The organism is Alteromonas sp. KUL17, assembly GCF_006538305.1.
Taxonomy (GTDB): Bacteria; Pseudomonadota; Gammaproteobacteria; order Enterobacterales; family Alteromonadaceae; genus Alteromonas; species Alteromonas macleodii.
In genome coordinates this window covers 22,593-39,639 of sequence record NZ_BJKJ01000037.1, presented here as the reverse complement: position 1 = coordinate 39,639, position 17,047 = coordinate 22,593, and the positions used below count along the sequence as shown (strand labels likewise).

Sequence of the window (17,047 nt, the reverse complement as noted above, 5' to 3'; positions counted from 1 at the left end):
TTTTTTTTGGAATGCTTTACTTGAATTGCAGCTTAGTTGACTACTTAAATTCAGTTGAAAGGTGGTCTGAAAACACCGTATTCTTGCAGCACTTACATTGTCTACACAATCGCATATTCACCCAGTGGCCGGCTACAATTAGCGCTGCACCTATCGCGATGGTAAAGGGTTCGTAGTGATGCCCAAAAATATCTTTGTGCCAATAAATAGCGCCACCCGTAAACAGCAATGCAAGCGGGTAGTATTTGCCATGATAGCGAATTGCATTGCTAACCAAGGCGACTGCACCTACAATTAACGAAAAGGTTAATATCGTTCTTTCGAACCACACTTGTGCAAAAAAGCTAGAACCGATCAGCGGCAGCAGAGGCACCAAAACAGGTAGCGCGAGGCAATGCAACGCACACAAGCTCGACACCCAAATGCCAAGTTTGTCTAGTTTTGTTGGATTCTCGTCAATTGGAGTCATTACCCTAATTACCACCGTGAAAAAATGAGTTCGCGAACTATTCGCCAGAGACGTTATATTATAACAGACTCACAGAAATGAGAAACGTTCCCACATTAAATTTTGATCTTAACGAGATGAAAATGAACTAACTACGTATAAAATGGGGAAAAAAGCTATTCGTTTGGCGCTGTGCCTAAGCGCTCAGCAACGCCTTTTTCTGCGGAGCTGTGCATTAGCCCACTGCTGTGTAAGGCATTTTCTTCGGTCATGCTTACCTTGCTATCCTTCACATCGGCGTTATTGAGCGAAGCGGTTTGATCGCGCTCTTTACCAAACTGCTTGGCCACTTTCGGCGCATGTGAAAAATAGTCGGTTACTGAGGTAAGGGTTAAACCTTCTTTTTCAAGTGAGGGTATATGAGTTTTCAAGAAATCGACGGTTTCTGGGTGGGGATGACCAATAACCACAACGTGACCATTCTTTTTAGCAATACGTTTCATGTGGTTGAACTGCTTAAGTAGGAATGCAGGCTCAAGCTTATGGTCCAGAAACACCTGTCTGCTTGCGCTAGGCACACCTAACCGCTGCGCAATTTCTTCACCTTTTGTGAGTACCGTGGTTCGGCTATCCACAAAAAATAAGCCTTGCCGCTTCACCTCTTTTAAGAGCGCTTCCATTCCTTTTTGCTGCCCCGTGAACGCACTTCCCATATGATTATTCACACCAACCGCGTTCGGCACGCTCTTCATTGCCTTTCGCAAATTGTAAGTAATGGCACCTGCGAACATGTCAGTGGTTAACCCAAGGGGCCCCATGTTCTTTCCACTTTGCGCCTGCATAGGCATATGCAGCATAACGGCCCTGCCTTCTTGCTCAGCGCGGAGCGCAATTTCAGAAGCCAGCGGCGTTTGCGGAAGTATAGAAAAGGTAATTTCTTTAGGGAGAGAAAAAGCAGCGACATCGGACGGCCTGTATCCCAGGTCATCTAATATTATAATTATGTCTGACTTTGCTTTTACTTGAAGGCTAGTTAGCCCGCATAAAACAAAGATTATACAAGGCATTAGCAGACGCAAAAGCATCTAAGTCACATCCGTTTTTCATCATTATTATTGAGCGCACACTACACAATGCTGTGTTTTTTCTAGAATACCAACAACTGATTCAGTTTCAACTTAGTTTCTGAAAATCTAAAATTAACCTGCCTAGTCTAGCCAAGAGCTTGGATTTAGCGCCTTGCCTTTATGACGAATTTCAAAGTAAAGGTTAGGATATTCCTGACCACCACTTCGGCCCACAAGGGCTATGCGTTCACCTTGCCTGACATCATCGCCAGCTTGCTTGAGTAACGCTTGGTTGTGACCGTAAACACTCATATACCCTTCGCCATGATCGACAATAGCGACCAGACCAAATCCGCGCAACCAATCGGCGTACAACACTTTTCCAGGCGCAATGCTGTTTACAGGGTCGCCCTCGGCACCATCTATCACAATGCCTTTCCAAGACACTTGCCCTTGGCGGCGACTACCAAATAAGTTTCGTATTCTGCCTTTTACAGGTGCTGCCAGCTTACCTTTTAATTTGGCAAGTCCATCCATACTCACTTCGGCTTCACGGGCAGCCCGTTCTGCGGCAATCCGAGCCGCTTCAATGGCGTCTTTCAGCGCTTTTTCATCAGCTTGTAGCGACGCAATACGCTGGTTTTCAGAGGCTATGGTTTTGTTTATTTTCTTAAGCGTTGCTTTTCTATCGTCCTGGCGGGTTATAAGTACTGCTCGCTGACCTTCTTGCTCATCTTTCAAAGCGGCAAGTGACAAGGCTTTTTCGCTAAGCTCTGCGTTAACTTCTTCAAGCCTAGCAACATTTCCCCTAAAGCTCTCAATCTCTTTTTGGCGCGCTTTAGCCACGTATTGATAATAGGTAATGACACGCTCGAAGGTTCGCGCGTCATCTTGGTAAAACAGCATTTTTGCGTAGTCGTAATGCCCCGCCATAAATGCACTTTTAAGCTGGCTCGATAAAAGTGACTGCTGTTTACGGATAGCCGTTTTAAGCCCTTCTTGTTCTTCTTCGAGCTTCGCTTGTTCTTGCTCAATATTTTTAAGTGACTGTCGGGTGCTGGATAGTGCTTTCGCCACTTTAGCGATTTCGAGTTCAGAGGCCTTCAGCACATTTTCTAATTCCTGTGCACTGGCTCTATTGTTCTCTAATACTTGCTGTCGAGCGCGCAGTTCGGCCTGTAACTCAGCTAATTTTTCTTTTGACTATTCGCACCGCCTTCTTGTGCAATAGCACCACTTCCAATCGGCATAATTGCAAGGGCAACTATGCACCCAATGATTGAAAGAAATAATCGTACTGACATACGTGCGCCTAGAACCTTAACTTTTTCATTGATGACTTAATGTGTTTCATCGTTGCTGTTAACAACGTTTTCCAGTGTATCTGACGCTCCTCCATATGCCCAGTGCAATTTGTTCGTAATATCAATCATCTAAAGTATTTGGCGCAAACCCGCTATGACTGACATTCATCATACTGAAAGGTAAGCTGGTTTCTCGCCCATTTTTCTATATACTTTGCACTCTTTTCATGGTCTGTAGACAGGGTTAGAGGTAATGGATCAACTAATTGAATTTGCTAGCAACAACTTTATTCTTGCTGGTATTTGGGTTGCGCTGATTGCCATGTTGATATTTAGCTATATCAGTGCATGGACATCTTCAGTGAAAGAATTAAGCACGCACGAAGCAACGGTTTTGATGAATAAAGACGATGCGATAGTGCTAGATACACGCCCTGCGAAAGAGTTTAAAGCTGGCCATATTTTGGGTGCCAGACAAATTAAACCTGAAGAGTTGCGTGAGAAAAACTTCAAGAAACTTGAAAACAGTAAAGACAAACCCATTATCGTAGTATGCGCTATGGGTAATCAGGCTCGTGGTACAGCAAATGCGATGCTTAAAGATGGCTTCGCGAATGTGAGTGTATTAAAAGGCGGAATGAACGCGTGGCAAAGTGCCAGCCTTCCCGTTTCTAAATAACAGGTAACCTTTATGAGCAAAGTAGAACTTTACACCAAGGGCCACTGCCCTTACTGCCACCGTGCAAAAGCATTGCTAACGCAAAAAGGTGTAGAATTTATTGAATACCCAATAGATGTTAAGCCTGAACTGCGCGACGAGATGATTGAACGCGCAAACGGCGGCTGGACTGTTCCGCAAATTTTCATTGACGATCAGCACGTTGGTGGCTGTGACGATATGATGGCTTTGGAAGCACAAAGCAAACTAAATCCAATGTTGGGTTTGGCGTAAAGCGTCAGCGCATACAGCAACGCACTACATTAAATTAAAACGACAATTAAATAGGAAATACCATGGCTGACGAAAATCAGACAAATAACGGCGAAGCAGCGGGCGCACAAGCGCAACAGAGTGCTCAGTTCAATATTCAGCGTATCTACACAAAAGACATTTCTTTTGAGTCTCCAAACGCGCCAGCTATTTTCACTAAAGAGTGGAAGCCTGAAATTAAACTAGACATCGACACTAGCACTAACAAGCTAGAAGAAAATGTATTTGAAGTTGTACTTTCAGTTACCGTTACGGCAACGCTTGGTGAAGAAACAGCATTCCTTTGTGAAGTGCAACAAGCAGGTATCTTCGCTATTGGCGAAATGCCAGACCAAAACAAAGCGCACACGCTGGGCTCGTTCTGCCCGAACATGCTTTTCCCATATGCGCGTGAAACCATTTCTAACTTGGTTAACCGTGGAACATTCCCTCCACTTAACCTAGCGCCTGTAAACTTCGACGCTATCTTTGCCGCTTACGTGCAAAAACGTGCACAGCAAGCGCAGGGCGAAGCGCCAAAAATGGACGCCTAATTAGGTGAACATGAAAGGCGTGGACATGAAGTCGCATTCGGTTTCAGAGTCTGTTTCAGTATTGGGGGCGGGGTCTTACGGCACCGCCCTTGCTTTTTGTCTTGCCAGAAATGGCAACCCCACACTGCTTTGGGGCCGTGATGAAAAGCACATTGCCGAAATGGAAGCGAACCGAGAGAACGCTCGTTATCTTCCAGGCGCAACATTTCCAGATGCCCTAGTGGTAAATGCCAACTTAGAAGAAGTGGTAGCCGCCAGCCAAGATATTTTAGTGGTTGTACCCAGCCATGCATTTGCGGCTATGCTTCAAAGCTTAAAGCCATTGCTTAAACCGCATCAACGCATTATTTGGGCGACCAAAGGACTTGAGCCCAAAACTGGCCGTCTGCTTCGCGATGTGGCAGAGGAAATACTGGGTACCGACTATCCCCTAGCCGTGTTATCAGGCCCTACTTTTGCTAAAGAAATGGTAGCAGGCTTACCTACTGCAATTTCGCTGTCTTCCACTGACGATACGCTGAGTGACGAATTTGCAGCAAAGCTGCATTGCGCAAAGTCGTTCAGAGTATACAAAAACTCAGACTTTACCGGCGTTCAGCTTGGTGGTGCGGTTAAAAACGTTATCGCTATAGGCGCGGGCTTAGCCGATGGCCTTGGCTTTGGCGCAAACGCGCGAACGGCGCTGATCACCCGAGGTTTAGCAGAGCTTACCCGTTTGGGCGTGAAGCTGGGTGCAAATCCAGAAACCTTTATGGGTATGGCGGGTCTTGGCGATTTAGTTTTGACTTGCACCGACAATCAATCGCGCAATCGTCGCTTTGGGCTGGCTTTGGGTCAAGGCAAGAGTGTCGATGTTGCTATTGACGAAATCGGACAAGTGGTTGAGGGATATCGCAACACTGAAGAAGTGCACATTTTATCAAAGAAAGTAGGCGTAGAAATGCCTATTTGTGAACAAATTTATGCTGTGCTTTATCACGGAAAATCCCCTAAAGAGGCGGCCTTAGCTCTGCTTGGTCGAGACCTCAAAAAAGAAGCCTAGTGAATACTTGATGGTTTTTGCTTAGTAGCAAAAACCATCAGCCTCTTAACGCCCCACTATTCCTATCTTTTCCAGCTTGTTAACCTGAATTTAGCGGCCTTCTCTTACCACGATCACTTTAGTGTTGTCGTGATATCTAGCGTGACTGCGCTTGTGGTGCTTCACTTTTTTCACCTTTTTGTAGGGTGAATCGACAACCACATAGCGATTCCCATGCTTGCGATAGTAATGATTATTAGCAACGTAATAACGATGATTGTCGATAACCTCTACCCTATGCGCACCTGGCAAGACGTTAACGTACAGGCCAATTTCAGGAACGCTTATGGCTACGTCAATAATCGGACGAGCAGGTTGCGTAATAATAGTGACCCTTTCATTCGCCCCTCTATTCGAGTGAGAATGATGACCTGAATGGGCGCTTGCTTGCCCTGCAATCATTAAGCAAACGCCGGTGATAATACTCAGGGTAATACGTTTCATAATGCTTCTCCAAACTCATTCGTACATGTTCACAGGCTATATTAATGAGTGAAGCTGAACGAAACCTGACTCAGACAGGATTTATACCAATCCTTACAAAACGCACAAAAAAGCCCTGTTCACAGGGCTTTCGTATTGCTGCTTGAGAAAATCTAAATGCTATGGCGAAGTGATGTCGGCGCCTGCACTTTCTCTGTAGGTGGCAATGACAGAAGAGAGTACGGCTTGATAATTACTGATCACAGATTGCCTAGCCGAGAAAAAGCTACGTTGAGCATTAAGCAAATTCAGAAAGTCAGTGTCACCGGCTTTGTAGCGAATATCCGCAAGACGATAAAGCTGCTGATTGTTCTCGAGCGAGGCTAACGCGTAGCGGTAGTTTTGTTGATTGAATACCAAGTTAGTTTGGCTATTTAACAATGCTTCTATCGCGCTAAGCACCGTCTGCTGATACTGTAAAATCGCCAAAGCAACATCCATTTTTGCCGCCTTCTCTGCAGCTTCTAACCGTCCCCCGTCGAACAGGGTTGCTGCTGAGCTTACTGCTGCACCTAAGGTCCACCCTTGCGCTAAATCCAAAAGATCACTCACACCAATATCTGCACTTAAGCTCATGCCTGGAAGACCTGCCACTGACGCTTCGTAAAACGCTAAATCAGCCTGCTTAAATTGCGCTATAGCTAACTGAACATCTGGACGCTGCTTCAATACCTCAGCGCTTAATATAGGTGCCACTTCGGGCAGTGAAAAATCGGTTAGCGAAAGGGAAAGCAGCGCTTTTTGTTCAGGCGTATTAAATTGCATAGATTCATTACCTAACAATACCGCTAATGCCCGCTCATTAAGCGTTAAACTATTGCTCAGTCGCAGCACCTCCGACTGAGCACTGATCAAGGTATTGCGCTGCTGGGAAACCTCAATACCTGAGGTATCCCCCTCTTCAAAGCGAATTTGAACTAGGTTTAGCAGCGCTTCGCTAATCTCTACGTTTTGCATCGCAATAGACAGCCGCGACTGCAGTGAAATCTGCTCAAGAAGGGTATTTATAAACAACGCCTGGGTGTCTAACAGCGCATCGGTAAACTGATACTGTGCAGTATCGATACCTAACTGACGACTGCGCTGCTGAGCTTCTCGTGTACCCCATATGTCCGCGTCATAACTCAACCCCAGTCCACCTGAGGTAGAGTGGCTTGAACGGCCACTATCTAGGTCTCTTCCACTGCGTCCAGATGTCCTCGCCGTTATAGTCGGAACGTCACCTGCATTAACTTGTGCTAATAGAAATTGCGCTCGTTTTACCCTCTGCTCGGCTTGATTAAGGGTTAAATTTTGGCTTTCAAGCGACTTCATAACGGGCGCAAGTTCAGCCACCTCGAACACCTTCCACCATGATGTTGTTATTTGACTAGTCGCGTCCACAGACTTCGCTTTTTGTAGCGCCTGCGTGTCAGTTTCGGGCAACGTTGTAGAAGGTGAATAAGCGCAGCTTGCGGTCAGCACGATACAAGAGAACGCGCACAGTAATGAACGAGCGGCAAGAGGCAAAGAAAAACAAAAAGAATGCATGGCGTTACTCCTCTGCCAACGCGTCAATGGGATTAAGCTTTGATGCTTTTTGAGCAGGGGCATAACCAAAAATGAGCCCTACAGCGAGAGATGTGACAAAAGCCAAAACGGGCGGCATTAGCGTGTAGGCGACAGGCACACTGAATGAAGCAACGATAAGGACAACAAAATAGCCCAGAAGAATGCCGAATATACCACCCAAGATACACACTACCCATGCCTCGATATTGAACTGGCGCAAGATATCGCGAGGTTTTGCGCCTGTGGCGATGCGTAGTCCAATCTCCCTCTTACGCTCAGATACGTTGACCAGCATGATATTCATTACACCGATACCGCCAACAAACAAAGATATGGCAGCAACAGACGCCAAGAGCCAAGTTAACGTGTCTTGCGTTTCCGTGACCGCCTCTACCAGTGACTCTGTGGTACGCACCATCACGTCTTCTTGTCCGTGACGTTCTACCAACAGTGCCAGCACATCGTCTTTTACCTGAGTGGCTACTTCGGTACTTTCTGCCTTTATGGTAATGCTGCTTAAGTAATCCCGACCAAATACCTTCAAACGACCAGTTGTAACCGGAATGAGCACTTCGTCATCCATATCGTTACCACCTGCACTGGCGCCCTTAGAATGAAGTACACCTACGACCTGATAAAAGGCATTTTGCATCAAGATGTACTCGCCTACTGCCCGATATTTATCTTCAAACAGGGTCTCAGCTACCGTATCTCCAATTACCACCACAGGCGCATAATTTGTTACGTCTTCATCGCTGAAAAACACGCCCTGCGCCATTTCCCAGTCTTTAGCATGAAAGTAGTCAGGTGTGGTGCCTGTAATACGTCCTGAAAAATCGTTTTCGCTGTATCGGATGGTTGCCCTTGCACTTCTTTCCGGCGCGACATAAGCCACACCCGGAACACTTTTCAATGCAGTGGCATCGGCTAACGTCAGCGATGCAATATCACCGGATGAGCGCATGTTTCGTCCACCCGGCCTAATCGAAATCAGGTTCGTGCCAATGGTTTCAATGCGCTCTAGTACCTGCTGTTTACCTCCCTCACCGATGGCCATCATGGTCACCACTGCCGCTACACCAATAATAATCCCCAAGAGTGTGAGCAAGGTTCTAAACCAATTCATTCTAAGGGCAGTGAACGCCATAGATAGGGCTGAAAAAAGTGAGATACTTGGAAAAGGTTTGATTGCCGGTAGCGGCGTGGGCTCTTGAGAATGTACGTGCTGCACTGAAGCCGCATTCTTTTCAACTGATTCACTTGTGCTAGGCGCAGCGGTTTTGGTATCTGTTACAATTTTCCCATCAAGTAAGTGTATTTGCCTGTCGGCATGTTCAGCAACTGCACTATCGTGGGTGATAAGAATAATAGTCACCCCTTCTGCGTGTAGCTCGCGAAGCAATGCCAGTAACTGCTCTCCGCTGGCCGAGTCAAGCGCCCCCGTGGGCTCGTCGGCTAATATTACTTCTGCACCATTAATTAAGGCTCGCGCTACCGAGACACGCTGTTGTTGGCCACCTGAAAGCTCTCCGGGTTTGTGCTCTTTTCTGCTTGAAAGGCCAAGTTTATCAAGCAGCTGTTGCGCTTTTTGAGTGCGATCTTCACTAGACGTACCGCTGTATATTGCTGGCAGTGCCACGTTTTCAGTCGCATTTAGCGACGACAGTAGCTGATAGCGTTGGAAAACAAACCCGAACGTTTTCAAGCGAAGGGCAGAAAGTTGATCGGGGTTTAGCGAGGATACTGACTGTCCGTGGATACGGTACTCCCCTTCTGAAGGGGTGTCTAAACATCCTAGGATATTCATCAAGGTCGACTTTCCTGACCCGGATTGCCCCATAATGGCGACAAATTCACCCTTATCGATTGATAACGAAACGTTATCCAATGCGGTGACTTCAAACCCTTCTGTTTTGTAGCGACGTGATACGCCATTAAGCTGTATTAACGACATATTAAAATCCGTCACGGCGGCGCGGTGGGCCTGATGGCGGCTGCCCACCCGGCACTCTGCGCATACCCGCGGCCGGCATTGCGGTGCCGTCTGCTAGACCCACAACCACTTCATCACCTTCTGATAGGCCTTCTATAATTTGAATATGGGTTCTATTTTTTATGCCTACTTTTACTGGCGTGCGAACCACCTCATCGCCCTGTTTAAGCATCACGAATTGATTGCGAGCTCGTCCTTTTACTGCCGCTAACGGCACAGAAAGCGCGCCTTTCTCCTGCTCTTGCACAAAGAACACTTGGGTAGTCATGGCGTCCATTAACGTGCGTTCAGGATTCTCAACATCGATTAGCACTTGGTATAGCACTACGTCATTAAGTACAGTGGGTGTAGGTAGCACTTGACGAACGGTAGAGTGGTAGAAGGTTTTGTTATCGCCCAAGGTAGAGAAATAGACTGGCATGCCGCGCTTTATTTTCTGCACATCGGCTTCAGACACTTCAGCCCGAAGCGTCATTACTGATAAATCGGAAATTTGAAGCAACACGGGGGCGTTTTGATTGGCATTCAGGGTTTGCCCCTCACGCACCGGTAAGGTGGCTACAGTTCCGGATATTGGCGCGAATATCTTTGCAAACCCGAGCTTAGTAATATCCCCTTCCAGCGAGGCTTCGTCGGCTTTAATCTGTGCGATGCTCGCCGTGATCTTGGTATCGATAACTTTAAGGTTTGTATCGCTGCTTACGACTACATCTTGGCTGACTGCATTTTGCTTAAACAAATTTTGATTGCGTTGCGCTCTCACTTCGGCAAGTTCTCGCTCTGCCCGCAGCTGAGCCAGCTGTGCTTTTTTGCTGTCCAGCGCCGCTTGAGAGTTCTGTACTTGTGTTTCAAATACACGGGCATCGATCTCTACCAGCAAATCGCCTTCTTTAACAATATCCCCCTCTTCTACGTGAATATTGTCTACCTGACCTGAAACCTGCGCGCCTACCTCTACGTAGCGCTTGGGCTCAAGCTGACCTGTAGACACCAAATTTAATTCGATGTCTCGTATCTTTGCATCTTGAAAGAGATATTCGGTATTTGTCTGAGGTGAGTATAGCCATGCATAAACAGCATAAGCAGGCACAAACACAATAATTGCAATGAGCAGTACTTTAATGGGTAGAGGGAGTTTCAAAGCATTCGATCCATAAAAAAAACTGAATGCAATATAGCGAATGTAAAGATTCGCCACGAGAGACAATCTTTACATTTACGCTATCTTTACAGACATTTTTAAAGGCTGAATAAGCCTTTGATTTAAATGGTTAAAAGAGTTTTTAGCAAAACAGTAAGCGTTAAAGAAAGTACTAACGAGCACCCTCGTAACCAAACTGACGCCAGCTTTCATACACAAATACCGATACTGCATTAGACAAGTTCATACTACGACTGTCTGGCAACATAGGGATGCGAACACGCTGCTCTGGGGGAAGCGATTGAATATAGTCGTCTGGTAAACCTCGGGTTTCCGGTCCGAAAATTAACGCATCGCCTTTTTGATAAGACACATCGCTGTGAAATGCTTTACCTTTCGTTGTGCAAGCGAATACCCGTTTTGGCTTAGCATCATTCAGGTAAGCGTCTAAATTGGCGTGGCGCTTTACGTGAGCAAACTCGTGATAATCTAAACCTGCGCGTCGAACGCGTTTATCGTCCCATTCAAAACCCAAGGGCTCGATTAAGTGCAACGTAAAGCCACTGTTTGCGCATAAGCGGATGATGTTTCCCGTATTTGGCGGGATCTCTGGCTGATAGAGTACGATATCGAGCATGCTTTTTTAAATTACCTTCACAGTTAACAACTCGTTTATTTTATACCGAAACGCCATTCTTCATCACCCTTGCACACACTTTTATTACCTGTGAAATAGAAAGCGCTGCTCTTAAGTATGATTACCTCACTAAATGTTAGCTGCGGCTGCACTTATGTAGACGAGTCTTCTGTCAAAAAGTCGAGAATACGCGCCACAGAGCGCTCGCGAATGTCGTCAGACTCGGTGAATAGCTCATGGTAAGCGCGGGGCACTATTTCAAGTTTTGCATTTGGCATAAGCTGCGCCACGCGGCGCTGACGGTTATTATCAATAATCGCGTCATCGTCTGCACTTAATACAAGCGAAGGCGTTGTAATAGCGCGTGCGCTACTTTCAATTTTGTTCATAGCCTGATGTGCCGCGGCCAACCACTCTGTAGTCACGCCACCAAGCTGAATATCCTGCTCTTCGTCATACAGTTCACGAAACAGAGCATAGCGGGTTTTGCTGTGGGTGAGCTTATTAAGTGAAAAAGGAAACGCGATATACGGGGTTTGACCAAAAAAGTACCCCGCATCTTTCTTTTTCATCCTGTTTACCGCAAGGCCTGTGCGAATCAAGCCATTCGCCAACCAATTGGGCAGAGCGGGTTTAATGCCAAACATGGGCGAAGCTAAAACGGCTTTTGAAAACAAATTCGGAAGACGCAGCAGCGTGAGTGCACCAATGGCGCCCCCCATCGAATGGCATACCAGCTGTAACGGGCCTTGCTGCAGTGGCTTTACAATAGTTTCTACGAACATAACGAAGTCATCAACGTAGTCGTCAAAATCGGCAACATAACCATGCTGAGGGTCACGGGTCATCCTGTCTGACAAGCCTTGGCCTCTGTGATCTAAGATGAATACGGCGAAACCATTTTGATAGAGATCGTAAATGAACTCTTTGTACTTTAAATAAGATTCGATTCGACCAGAGCATATTACAATGGTAGCTCGCGGCGATTCTGGGATACAGTGCGCAAAGCGTACCTTGATATTGTCTTTCCCAGAGAAGTGGCCCTGAGTAACACTGTTTTGCCAGAAGGGATTGATATACGTGGCAAAAGTGCTGGCTAAGTTATTTTCAGACGTGAACGTCCAGTTCATAAATACCCTATTACAGTCAAATTGCGCTCTTTGTTAGGCTACGGAATGCTATCAACGTTCCCAATCATAACTTGGGAAATGACATAGTAACTCGTAGCCCACCGCGCTCAGCAGGTTCAGCGATTATGCGTCCATGATGCAACTCAACTGCCGCTTTTGCAATGGATAAGCCCAAGCCTACGCCTCCTGACTCGCGCTCTCTGGCAAGAGTTGCCCTGTAAAACGGTGAAAATATACGCTCACATTCCTCAATGGTTAACCCGTCGCCGTCATCTGTAATGTGAATACACCAATGCTGCGCATCTTCGCTAAACGCAATATGCGTGACGAGTTTGCTATGGCGTATGGCATTGCGAAGAACATTCTCGACAGCGCGACAAAACATCATGCTGTCAATGACTACCGTCTTTTTGGGTATATCGTCAATTTTTAACTGCTTGTTTTTGTTTGCCACTTCAAAGTTAGCGTCGGTAACCACATCGTTGAGTACTAAAGACAAAGCGTGTTTTTGCATGTTGGCTTCGCCAGCTTCAGCACGACTAAGAGTAAGTAATTGGCTTACCAGCGCTTCCATACGATCAGCCTCTCGCTCAACACGAGATAACGTGGCAGGGTCTACATTTTGCTGATGGGCAAGACCTAGCGCCATTTGCAGTCGCGCTAGGGGTGAACGAAGTTCGTGAGACACATCGGCCAATAATCGCTTTTGTGCGCCCCACATTGATTCGAGCTGTTCAGCCATTTTATTGAAATCGCGCGCCAACTGACCTAACTCATCCTGACGCTTGGCAGCCTTGCCCACCCGCGTTTGCCAGTCGCCGCTTGCTAAACGTTTTGCTGAACCCTGAATGTGCAAAATAGGGTTGGTCAGCGTTTTAGCAAATAGCCAGCTCAAAAGCGTGGTAGTAATAAGTGCAATCGCCAAAAACAGCAGAACCGGAGGAGTTTGCTTTTCGGGCATATCTAGCTTTACCGCAAAAAGCGCAAAGCGTGAATTGTTTCGCTCGAAGAAAACCGGGCCGAGAATTTTGAATGCGCCGCGCTTTACTGCAATCGGGGAGGTTTGATTTACCAAACGCAGTAAATCTTCTTTATCGTTATCACGAAGCGGAGGGCCTCCACCTGAAATAAGGCGGTTGTCGCGAATATCTACCGCAACCAGTCGACCTCTCACGCCACGTGAATTGCGATCTAGCGTCTCATGTAACGGCAGGTCCTGAAAGCGCCCACGCTGCATCCGCTCAATGGCTTGATTTAAATCTTCTACTTCGCGAGGCTTTATTTGCACAACTTGAAGGTCTTCAAAAAAGAGGCGACTTCCCCAAATGGCCAAAAGCGATGTAACAATGAACGTTGCCCAAAACCACAGAAACAAACGGCCCATGATGGCCCGCGTTGGGCTGATGCTGCGTAACAGTTTTACCATTAATGGCTTCCAACAATTAACATGTACCCTACTCCGCGGATGGTTTTTATTTTTTCATCTACGGCTACTGCACTGATTTTCTTTCGCAGATTGCTAACATGCATATCAATGCTTCTGTCAAAAGCTTGCAGTGGCTTGCCGAGTATCTTTAAGCTTATTTCTTCTTTCGTTACCCGCTGAGCGGCATTTAGCATTAGTAAGCGCAAAATTAAAAACTCAGTTGTGGTTAGCGTTAATTCCACATCGTCTACTTTAGCGAGCTGGCTACTTGGGCTTAAAAAGATGCCATTCACAAATAAATCTTGTTCAACCGCACCTCCTGTTGAGGAAAGATTATGACGACGCACAATCGCTTTTATTCGTGCCACTAGCTCACGATGGTTAAACGGTTTCGGTAAATAATCATCGGCGCCCATTTCCAGACCTAAAATGCGGTCGTAATCATCGCCTCTCGCTGTCAACATAAGTACAGGCGTGCTATGGCTGACACGAAGTTTTTTCAACACATCGAAGCCATCCATCTTTGGCATCATCACATCCAATAAAATAAGATCGTAATGTCGTCCAGATACAGCTTCAGATAACCCTTCTTCGCCGTCGTTACGCACTTGCACTTGATATCCCATACTCGACAGGTACGTGGAGAGCATTTCAGTTAGCTCAAGGTCATCATCAATAATAAGGATAGACTGCAAATGAAAATCTGAACTCATGGTATTAAACTCTTTAACGGTTGGAACTGCTGACCTTTGATTCATGAAAGTGCCTGTAATTTTTATAAACTTCAACCTGCGCTTGTGGTGAGTCTTGTCTAAATTAAACGAAAAACACTGACAAACGCATACTATATCTTTTCAGACCTTTACAATTACAAAACGGCATCACCTTTACAGAAGCTTTACAGTGTGTTGACTGCTTTTTGTATTTATCACGCTAGGATTAACGTGTCCGAACAAAAAGGAGACGACAATGAAAAAGTTATTAATTGCTAGTGCAACTGTAGCGGCGATTAGCTTAGGTGGACTTGCGTTGGCTCAGCCAGCAGGCCCTGGTATGCGTCACCACGAACCGGTTAAAGAAAGTGTTAAACACCTTCGCGGTTTAAGCTTAAGTGACGCACAACGCGAAGAGATAAAAACACTCATAAGCGCATTTAAAGACGCTAACCCTCGACCTGAAAATCACGATAGTGAGAAGCCAAGTTTCGATTTTGAAACTGCTTCTGAGGCACAAATCAGCACATTTATACAAACTCAACTTGAAGAGCGTGAGTCGAAACACTTTGCGCTTGCGCAACTACGCCACAATATTTTTAACGTGCTAAGTGAAGAGCAGCAAGCGAAAGTCTTGGCACGCGAAGAAAGTAGAGATCAAAAAAGAGCGGCGAGAGGCGATAAGCGACGCAACGCGTCTGACGAGCAAAAGTCACAATTTGCAAAACGTATGGATGATGAAGGCAAAGGCAAAAAATTCCGTGGTCACGGTAAAGGTGAAAGAGGCGACAGAGATCACCAGCGCAATGGCACGCCGTTTGAAGGCATTGACCTGACCGATGATCAGCTGACAAATCTTGCTGAACTTCGTGAATCATTCAAGGATACATCCAAAGCCAATAGAGAAACGTTGCGAAGCTTCAAGGAAGCCCAGCGCGATCTGATTAGAAGCTCGTCTTTCTCACAAGACTCTTGGAACGCGCTTGTTGCCCAGTACAAAGACGACCTTGTCAGTGCTGGTGTTGAAAAGGCCAAACAGCGCCAAGCCATGTTTGCCGTATTAACGCCTGAACAGAAAGCTGAGTTAAAAGCGCAGCGCGAGGAAGGCCGAAAGCTACGTGACTTACTGCGTTCTTAGTATTCAGTAACACCCTAACCCACCGTAAAAAGTGCTGGCCCTGGCCAGCCTTTTTTATGGCTGGCTTTCAACCTGCTGACTTTCTTTTAAACTACGTTTCGCCGTGAGAGTTAACGGCGTGACAAAATCACCAATATGTACGCTATCACTACCTGACTCCGCTTTAAGCAAGCTGACGTCATCAGAAACTTCGTACACCTGCAAAGTCAAAGTCTTCGTTGAAAACAGTCCCGGCTTTCTTGATAAGCCCAACGCAGGCAGCGCCCGTTGCTTAACCAATGAAAACTCATCGCCCACGGCTAACCCACTATTTTTACCCAGATCTATAGCAATGTAGTCAGGCGAGATATCAATGACCTGCGTATAAGTCGTTTCGCACTGAAGTGCCGCGTGAATGTCAGTAATAGCAGCGTGTACCGTATTGAGGACCATGCGCCCAAAATCACTGCGCCACAACAAACTGTTGCTCATATCCACCGAATAATGTTGAGAAAAGGGCCAATCGGCCTAGCTGTGATAGCTATCATTAAAAATCACCTACCCATAGTTTCGGATATTTATGAAGCAACCACGTCAAATCACACGGCCGCCGCAGCAAGCTTAGCGGGAAGTTTTTTATATGGCGGAATTGGCGGATTGATGTATAACGCTATCGATTTGACCGTAGAGAATGTGACAGGTCAAAGTATTTCAAACAATATGTGGTCGATGGGGCAGTCTTTACTCGCGTCAGTTTTTAGCAATCCAAGCATCGACAGTAAGGTAAGTGCTAACATTTCAGGTGCGCCACAAACGCTGGCGAGTGATGCCACCGCATCTATTCAGACCGATGATATAACCGCCGGAATAACCAACAAGGCAGCAGATGCTGCCTACCAGTTCGTTCAACGAGGTATCAATTAACCTAAAGACCAGCTTCTGCCCACCAAACTACAAGGCCGTTGACTTAACCAATCTTAAAAATTCGGTTTAACTGGCTTGTAGTCGGGTGACAGAAAAAGCGGCGACGTTATTACTAGGTCAGCTGTGGCAGGTGTGCAGGCGACTGGCACATTCCATACCGAACACAGTCGTAGCAGCGCTTTAACATCAGGGTCGTGAGGCGCTGGATTTAGCGGATCCCAGAAAAAGAAAAGTGCATCTAGCTTATTCTCAGCGATGAGTGCTCCTATCTGCTGGTCGCCCCCAAGCGGGCCACTTTTGTAGCGCGTAACTTCTAGCCCCGTTTCATTGGCAATTAAACCGCCTGTTGTGCCTGTTCCCACTAAATTACACTGTTTGAGCACATCAATGTGCTGCTTAACCCAAGCAAGTAGCTCAGGCTTTTTATGATCGTGCGCAACAAGCGCCAAGGTAAGTCTGCCCATTTTATTTTCCGAGTTAATCCCAACAACCAATGCTTAAGCCCACT

19 protein-coding genes are annotated in these 17,047 nt (G+C 46.4%); 6 read left to right on the top strand and 13 right to left on the bottom strand.

Annotated elements, in window-relative coordinates; genetic code table 11:
* Positions 1–40: 40 nt before the first annotated feature.
* From KUL49_RS19875 to KUL49_RS19865, 3 genes are all read right to left on the bottom strand, one after another.
* Positions 41–469 (bottom strand): MerC domain-containing protein, encoded by a 429-nt coding sequence (locus KUL49_RS19875; RefSeq protein ID WP_131138372.1) that lies wholly within the window; start codon positions 467–469, stop codon positions 41–43.
* Between the two features lie 155 nt (positions 470–624).
* A complete protein-coding gene (locus KUL49_RS19870; RefSeq protein WP_069943637.1) occupies positions 625–1,533 on the bottom strand; it encodes a divergent polysaccharide deacetylase family protein in 909 nt (302 codons plus the stop codon).
* A gap of 123 nt (positions 1,534–1,656) precedes the next feature.
* Complete coding sequence (locus KUL49_RS19865; RefSeq protein ID WP_242633907.1) at positions 1,657–2,625, bottom strand: murein hydrolase activator EnvC; 969 nt, start codon at positions 2,623–2,625, stop codon at positions 1,657–1,659.
* Between the two features lie 447 nt (positions 2,626–3,072).
* On the opposite strand from KUL49_RS19865, the gene KUL49_RS19860 reads away from it, so the two are divergent.
* The 4 genes from KUL49_RS19860 to gpsA all read left to right on the top strand — a co-directional run bounded on the left by KUL49_RS19860 (position 3,073) and on the right by gpsA (position 5,385).
* Positions 3,073–3,498 (top strand): rhodanese-like domain-containing protein, encoded by a 426-nt coding sequence (locus KUL49_RS19860; protein WP_014948070.1) that lies wholly within the window; start codon positions 3,073–3,075, stop codon positions 3,496–3,498.
* 12 nt (positions 3,499–3,510) lie between these two features.
* Positions 3,511–3,771, top strand: a complete 261-nt coding sequence (gene grxC, locus KUL49_RS19855) for a glutaredoxin 3 (protein ID WP_014948069.1) — start codon at positions 3,511–3,513, stop codon at positions 3,769–3,771.
* A gap of 62 nt (positions 3,772–3,833) precedes the next feature.
* Complete coding sequence (gene secB / locus KUL49_RS19850; protein ID WP_014948068.1) at positions 3,834–4,343, top strand: protein-export chaperone SecB; 510 nt, start codon at positions 3,834–3,836, stop codon at positions 4,341–4,343.
* A 10-nt stretch (positions 4,344–4,353) separates the two neighbouring features.
* On the top strand, positions 4,354–5,385 hold the full coding sequence (gene gpsA / locus KUL49_RS19845; protein WP_014975504.1) for an NAD(P)H-dependent glycerol-3-phosphate dehydrogenase: 1,032 nt from the start codon (positions 4,354–4,356) through the stop codon (positions 5,383–5,385).
* A 90-nt stretch (positions 5,386–5,475) separates the two neighbouring features.
* Here the strand turns inward: gpsA and KUL49_RS19840 are convergent, their stop codons facing one another.
* The 8 genes from KUL49_RS19840 to KUL49_RS19805 all read right to left on the bottom strand — a co-directional run bounded on the left by KUL49_RS19840 (position 5,476) and on the right by KUL49_RS19805 (position 14,498).
* Positions 5,476–5,868 (bottom strand): hypothetical protein, encoded by a 393-nt coding sequence (locus KUL49_RS19840; RefSeq protein ID WP_039231040.1) that lies wholly within the window; start codon positions 5,866–5,868, stop codon positions 5,476–5,478.
* 159 nt (positions 5,869–6,027) lie between these two features.
* Positions 6,028–7,437, bottom strand: a complete 1,410-nt coding sequence (locus tag KUL49_RS19835) for a TolC family protein (RefSeq protein WP_131138370.1) — start codon at positions 7,435–7,437, stop codon at positions 6,028–6,030.
* A 4-nt stretch (positions 7,438–7,441) separates the two neighbouring features.
* Positions 7,442–9,412: a MacB family efflux pump subunit gene (locus KUL49_RS19830; protein ID WP_131138369.1), complete on the bottom strand. Its 1,971-nt coding sequence runs from the start codon at positions 9,410–9,412 to the stop codon at positions 7,442–7,444.
* 1 nt (position 9,413) lies between these two features.
* Positions 9,414–10,592: an efflux RND transporter periplasmic adaptor subunit gene (locus KUL49_RS19825; RefSeq protein WP_231514241.1), complete on the bottom strand. Its 1,179-nt coding sequence runs from the start codon at positions 10,590–10,592 to the stop codon at positions 9,414–9,416.
* A gap of 172 nt (positions 10,593–10,764) precedes the next feature.
* A complete protein-coding gene (gene trmL / locus KUL49_RS19820; protein WP_039225063.1) occupies positions 10,765–11,229 on the bottom strand; it encodes a tRNA (uridine(34)/cytosine(34)/5-carboxymethylaminomethyluridine(34)-2'-O)-methyltransferase TrmL in 465 nt (154 codons plus the stop codon).
* 152 nt (positions 11,230–11,381) lie between these two features.
* Positions 11,382–12,359: an alpha/beta fold hydrolase gene (locus KUL49_RS19815; protein WP_039231048.1), complete on the bottom strand. Its 978-nt coding sequence runs from the start codon at positions 12,357–12,359 to the stop codon at positions 11,382–11,384.
* A gap of 64 nt (positions 12,360–12,423) precedes the next feature.
* Positions 12,424–13,785, bottom strand: coding sequence for an ATP-binding protein (locus KUL49_RS19810; RefSeq protein ID WP_131138368.1), 1,362 nt, complete (start codon positions 13,783–13,785; stop codon positions 12,424–12,426).
* On the bottom strand, positions 13,785–14,498 hold the full coding sequence (locus tag KUL49_RS19805; protein WP_131138373.1) for a response regulator transcription factor: 714 nt from the start codon (positions 14,496–14,498) through the stop codon (positions 13,785–13,787). Before KUL49_RS19805 ends, KUL49_RS19810 begins: the two co-directional genes overlap by 1 nt.
* Before the next feature lie 256 nt (positions 14,499–14,754).
* Here KUL49_RS19805 and KUL49_RS19800 point away from each other — a divergent pair, with 256 nt between their 5' ends.
* A complete protein-coding gene (locus KUL49_RS19800) occupies positions 14,755–15,636 on the top strand; it encodes a Spy/CpxP family protein refolding chaperone (RefSeq protein ID WP_131138367.1) in 882 nt (293 codons plus the stop codon).
* A gap of 54 nt (positions 15,637–15,690) precedes the next feature.
* On the opposite strand, the gene KUL49_RS19795 is transcribed toward KUL49_RS19800, so the two are convergent.
* On the bottom strand, positions 15,691–16,107 hold the full coding sequence (locus KUL49_RS19795; RefSeq protein WP_242633906.1) for a FlgT C-terminal domain-containing protein: 417 nt from the start codon (positions 16,105–16,107) through the stop codon (positions 15,691–15,693).
* A 42-nt stretch (positions 16,108–16,149) separates the two neighbouring features.
* On the opposite strand from KUL49_RS19795, the gene KUL49_RS19790 reads away from it, so the two are divergent.
* Positions 16,150–16,539, top strand: coding sequence for a hypothetical protein (locus KUL49_RS19790; RefSeq protein ID WP_242633905.1), 390 nt, complete (start codon positions 16,150–16,152; stop codon positions 16,537–16,539).
* 53 nt (positions 16,540–16,592) lie between these two features.
* Here the strand turns inward: KUL49_RS19790 and KUL49_RS19785 are convergent, their stop codons facing one another.
* Positions 16,593–17,003: a methylglyoxal synthase gene (locus tag KUL49_RS19785; protein ID WP_131138366.1), complete on the bottom strand. Its 411-nt coding sequence runs from the start codon at positions 17,001–17,003 to the stop codon at positions 16,593–16,595.
* Between the last annotated feature and the right edge of the window lie 44 nt (positions 17,004–17,047).